This is a genomic window from Candidatus Binatus sp., from assembly GCF_036567905.1.
In the GTDB taxonomy this organism is placed as follows: domain Bacteria; phylum Desulfobacterota; class Binatia; order Binatales; family Binataceae; genus Binatus.
In genome coordinates this window covers 1-5,241 of record NZ_DATCTO010000040.1, presented here as the reverse complement: position 1 = coordinate 5,241, position 5,241 = coordinate 1, and the positions used below count along the sequence as shown (strand labels likewise).

Here is a 5,241-nt window from a genome sequence, read left to right as displayed (position 1 = left end):
AAAGATGCCGCGCCGCCTTTCTATTTTGCGTAACCTCAGTGCGTCGCGAATCGCGCCGTGGGAAGGTTTCTAGCGAGCCTGGGCCGTCGCCGTGCGTTTTGCATCGTGACGTCCGGGTGCACTTATACGGCCGCTGCGGACCACTGGCGAGCGCCTTGCCAAGCGCCGCGTGGATTCGCCTGCAAGCTGCTGAATCCGCCAGTCGCGCAGACCCCTGTGCAGAAATTGCGGTTCGATCCCCAGCGTTTCGCAGACCGTCTCGAACGAGAAGGGTCCCTCTCCCCCTTCCCCGATTAGCCACTGCTCGGCCTCGCTGAAAAGGCGCTTGCGTGGTCCGCCCTTAGCGTCGGCGTTATTCTGGAAGCATCGAAGGGCGTCCTCCAGAATAGCCATCATCAGCTTCTTGACGGGCCGGATGTTACTATCGTCGCGCCGACTGTCGTAAAACTGCTCAGGCGTCAGAACGTCTGGCACGAATAGATTTCCTAGAGCGCTATTTTCCCATTCCATCGTACTTTGTCCTCACCCGACAGCGCCTGCATCGAGCTTAGTACGGCGTTCGGCGTCGGGATTCCGACTTTTGGTCGTTCGACAGCTAGATACGCAATGATCATGCCGAATTCATAGGCAAGTGCCCTAATACTAATTTAGCTGACAGCTTAAGGCCTCGTGAGCGCTGAGTCGGATTTCCAGTGATTGAGAAGCCCCACTATCAGCCATTTTTTCGCAAATCGCTTCGCAATATGCGAATTATGCGGCCTCTGGCCGCGAGCCTGCTCATTTGCGACATGCGCTACGATTTGGCCACAGACCGTCCGTCATTTGTCGCTCAGGTGCCATAAGCAGGCTACCCCCTGATGCCCCGGATTTTAAGGCGCTATGAGGGAATTTGGAAAGCCGGATTCAGAACCCGCTAGCCAGATCAGAGCAATTCGGTTCCGTGCAATACCGCTATTGGACGGTGTCGGGCCCGCCACTGGTGCCCGCAGGCCCGCGCTTGCGCTCCTCGAGCTTGAAGGTCAGTACGTCGAGCAGGCAATCAACACGATGCGTAAGCGCTTCGAGCATCGTTTGCTTCTCGAGCGGCGTGACGTCGAGATGAAAGCACAGGAAGTTGATCAGCGCGGCGCCGCGCAGGCCGCGCTGCTCAACGATCGCGCGCCAAGCCTCATGCGCGGCCTCGCCCAGATAGCTGAACAGCATCTCGCGCAGCGCATCCATCGTCTCGGCGTCGCAATCGAGCGCGTCGGGCCGAACCGGACACCAATTCACCTCCGCCTGCCGATACGAGCGATCGCGAATTTCGCGCACGATGCGAAACTCGCCAACGCCCTCGAGGACCAGGTTGTAGCGTCCGTCGGCAAGCTTGATGAGACTGCCGATTTTTCCCGCGCATCCGACCTCGAAAATATCCGGAAAGGCGTGGTAGTCGCGTTGCCGGTCGCCCTTGAGCAGCGCCATCCCGATCATCCCGTGCAAGTCGGCGACGTCGGCGATCATCTCGCGATAGCGCGGCTCGAAAATATGCAGAGGTACGCTCAACCCGGGAAACAACACGAGGTTCGGCAACGGAAAGATAGGAATGATAGTGGGTAATGCAGCCACGTTTGTGGTCGGCGCCTGCTAGTCAAATTAGGGCCGTTACGATCCAGCGTCAAGGAAAAGCGTCGCGGCGGCGGTCCGATCGCGGCGGAGATACCACCGGCGCGCGGTTTTGCTATGTTTCAGCCAGACGATCCACGACTTCGAGGAGGAGCATGATGGGTAAGGCCGTCGCTGCCGTATTCACCACGCACGTACCACGGCTGATGATCGCCGATCCGGTGGCGCGCCGGGCGTACGCGGGCCGTCACGTGACGAGCTTTTATGAGGCGATGCCGAAGCTTGAGCGCGAGCGCCTGCGTCATCTCGAATTCGACACTTTCTTGCTAATCGATACTCACTGGCTCTCGACTTTGGAGTACGTACTCAATGCGCACGAGCGGCTGTCGGGTGTGTTTACCTCGGAAGAACTGCCGGCGATGCTGCATGACCTCGAATATGACTACCGGGGCGACCCTGAGCTTGCGCGCGGAGTTGAGATCGAGGCGCGCGAGCGCGGGATTCGCGCGATTGCGTCGGCGCATCACAACTTGCCGGTGCACTATCCCACGCTCAACGTGATGCACTATTTCAATCACGAGGCGCGCCGCCGGGTGCTCTCGGTCAGCGTGTGTCAAACGGCGTCGGTCAAAAACGATTTGGCTTATGGCGCCGCGATCGGACAGGCTATTTGGAAATCGAATCGCCGGGTTGTGGTCGTGGCGTCGGGCGGGATGTCGCACAAGTTATGGGACTACGATCGAATTCTCGACCGCGCATCGGCGTCGCCCGACGATATCGCTTCAACCGCCAATCGCCTTTACGACGAACAAATCATGGAATGGTTCAAGGCCGGGCGGCATGACGCGGTGCTCGCCGCCGCCGACGACTATCGCGCGCATTGCTCGCCCGAGGGCCGCTTCTCGCACTACATCACCATGGCCGGTGCGATGGGTGGCGACGGCTGGGCCTGGCGCGGCGAGCAGTTCGGAAAATACGAGGCCGCGATCGGAACCGGCCAGGCAATCTTTTTCTTTCAAGCGTCTATCAGCGGAGCCGAGCGCGCCGCTGCCTAGCGCAATACCGCCGGAGGTGCGCGTTGAAACTTGCACACGGAATATTGGCGATGCTGGTGACGCCGCGTCACGGCGAGGCCGTCTGAGATGGGCGCGCGCTCGGGCAACAACTATCTGTCGTCGCTGAAAAAGCTCGGCGCGGAAATCTGGATCGGGGGCGCACGCGCCGGCGACGTTACCGCCCATTCCGCGTTTGCCAACTGTGCGCGCTCGGTCGCCTCGCTCTACGACATGCAGCTGGAGCATCCCGAAACCATGACGTTTCGCACCGACGACGGCGGCCGCGCGGGGATGTCGTTCATAATCCCGAAAAACGCCGACGACCTGCGCAAGCGCGCGCGGATGATGAAGACCTGGGCGGACTTCGGATGCGGGATGCTCGGACGCACGCCGGATTACCTAAACGTCAGTCTCGCGGCGATGGCGGCGGCGCGCTCCTTTTTCGGTGAAAGTGATGCGCGCTACGGCGACAACATCTGGAATTATTATATCGAAGCGCGCCGTCACGATTGGTGCGCCACCCATACCCTGGTAAACCCGCGCGCCAGCCGCGCCGCAGGATGGGCCGGACATACCGACGCCGGCCTCGCGCTCAAGCTCGTCGAAAAGACCAGCGACGGCATTATCGTCAACGGCTGCCGGATGCTGGCGACGCTGGCGCCGCTCTGCGAGGAAATCCTCGTGTTCCCCTCGACCGTGTTGAAGGCCGAGCCGGCGGCGGAGCCGTTCGCGCTGTCGTTTGCAATCCCGTGCAACGCCAAGGGCCTGAAGTTCATCTGCCGCGACGCCTGCGACGTGGGCCGTTCGCGCTTCGACCATCCGCTCGCGTCGCGGTTTGACGAAATGGATGCGGTGGTCGTGTTCGACAACGTGCTCGTCCCGTGGGAGCGCGTGTTCCTGTGCGGTGACGTCGCGCGATGCAACGCGCTGTATGCGGGCACCGGCGCGGTCGTTCACATGATGCACCAGGTGGTTGTGAAAAATGTCGCGAAGAGCGAGTTCATCCTCGGACTGGCGGCGCGAATCGCCGAGGCCGGCGACGCGACGGCGTTGCCGCACGTTCGCGAGCGGCTGGCCGAGATGATCATGACCACCGAGACGATGCGCGCCTGCTTGCGCGCCGCCGAAGCTGACGCCGCGCCGGACAAGTGGGGCGTGTTCACGCCGGCGCGAGCGCCGCTGGACACCGCGCGCAATCTTTTCCCGCGGTTGTATCCGCGCATGGTCGAGATTATCCAGCTCAACAGCTCGAGTTCACTGATGGCGACACCGTCGGCGAGCGACTTCGCAAATCCCGCCGAGCTGCCGGATATCGAGCGCTACTTCGCAGCCGCCGATTCGCCCGCCAAAGAGCGCGTCGCGCTTTATCGATTGGCGTGGGAGGTCGCGTGCAGCGCGTTCGGCGGCCGGCAAGTTCTTTATGAGCGTTTTTTCTTCGGCGATCCGGTCACGATGGCGAGTGCGCTGGTCGATAACACCGACCTGAAACCGCTGGCCGATCGCGTGCGGGCTTTCTTGAAGCGCCCCGACTGAGCGTGTCATCCCGAGTTCTTTTCCGCCGTCCCGAGCCCTTCGACTTCGCTCAGGGCAGGCTCCGCCGAGGGACCCCGGATCTTTTTCCGCAGCTTACCGACTGCGAAGGCGCGGCCGGCAGGCGAGGCTCCCGCTCTCTTTTCTCCTTTCACTTTTCACTGGGTGCAGGGGTCACCCCTGCCATGGGTCACCCCTGCCCAAGCCCGCATCTTTGTTTTAACATTGGGTGCAGGGGTCACCCCTGCTGATGGCGAGATTGAGAAAGGCGGCGCGAATCTGGGGAAATCCCAAGGCGCGCGAAATTGGCCAGCGCGCGCTAATCACGCCTGACGACCGCGTTTTCACTATCGATCCGCCGGCGATTTTCGGCCGTCGCGCGCCGGTCGAAATCGAGATCGGCGCGGGCAAGGGCGAATTCATTATCGAGCACGCCGCGCAATTTCCAGAGCGCGACTTTATCGCGGTGGAACTCTCCGCGACGGTCACGCGCGTGCTGGCGGTGAGATGCGGGCGCGCGGGACTCGACAATTTGCGCGTCGTGCGAATGGACGCGCGCACGCTGGTCAATCTGATGCTCCCGGACGCGAGCGTGAGCGCGTACCATATCTACTATCCCGACCCCTGGCCCAAGGAGCGCCACGTCAAGCATCGGCTGTTCACGCCGACGCTGGCCGCGAGCCTGTTTCGCACCGTCGAGCCGGGCGCCGCCGCCTACGTCGCAACTGACGTGCGCGATTACGCGGCCGAGATCTTCCCGATGATGCTCGCGGCGGGGTTCATTCGCGCGATCGAGGTTGCGCCCGGCGCGGATCGAACCGGGTTCGCGCGCAAGTACGTAGCTGCGGGCAAAGCGGTTTTTTCAGCCTCGTTTCGCAAGCCGCGCAATTCAACAAGTCCCTGAATCTGCTCGGTTATTGCCGCCATGCCCCGAATTGGGGTTGGGGCGCGGATTGCAATGCGGAACCGCGTTGTTTAACCTTTTTGCGTCTCTCTAAGATGAAACGATTGCTGTTGATATTGGTGGCTTTTGCGCTGCTGCCCGCGACCGCTT

At 61.7% G+C, this 5,241-nt stretch carries 5 protein-coding genes; 3 read left to right on the top strand and 2 right to left on the bottom strand.

The window, feature by feature from the left end:
* Positions 1-69 precede the first annotated feature (69 nt).
* Entirely contained in the window at positions 70-510 is a 441-nt protein-coding gene (locus tag VIO10_RS06280) for a hypothetical protein (protein ID WP_331961022.1), read from the bottom strand.
* Positions 511-951: 441 nt separating this feature from the next.
* Positions 952-1,605, bottom strand: coding sequence for an LON peptidase substrate-binding domain-containing protein (locus VIO10_RS06275; RefSeq protein WP_331961019.1), 654 nt, complete (start codon positions 1,603-1,605; stop codon positions 952-954).
* Positions 1,606-1,760: 155 nt separating this feature from the next.
* Here VIO10_RS06275 and VIO10_RS06270 point away from each other — a divergent pair, with 155 nt between their 5' ends.
* The 3 genes from VIO10_RS06270 (at position 1,761) to trmB (ending at position 5,091) form a co-directional block, all read left to right on the top strand.
* On the top strand, positions 1,761-2,657 hold the full coding sequence (locus tag VIO10_RS06270) for a hypothetical protein (RefSeq protein ID WP_331961016.1): 897 nt from the start codon (positions 1,761-1,763) through the stop codon (positions 2,655-2,657).
* Positions 2,658-2,744: 87 nt separating this feature from the next.
* Positions 2,745-4,190 (top strand): 4-hydroxyphenylacetate 3-monooxygenase, oxygenase component, encoded by a 1,446-nt coding sequence (gene hpaB / locus VIO10_RS06265; protein WP_331961013.1) that lies wholly within the window; start codon positions 2,745-2,747, stop codon positions 4,188-4,190.
* Positions 4,191-4,437: 247 nt separating this feature from the next.
* A complete protein-coding gene (gene trmB, locus VIO10_RS06260; protein WP_331961010.1) occupies positions 4,438-5,091 on the top strand; it encodes a hypothetical protein in 654 nt (217 codons plus the stop codon).
* Positions 5,092-5,241 lie beyond the last annotated feature (150 nt).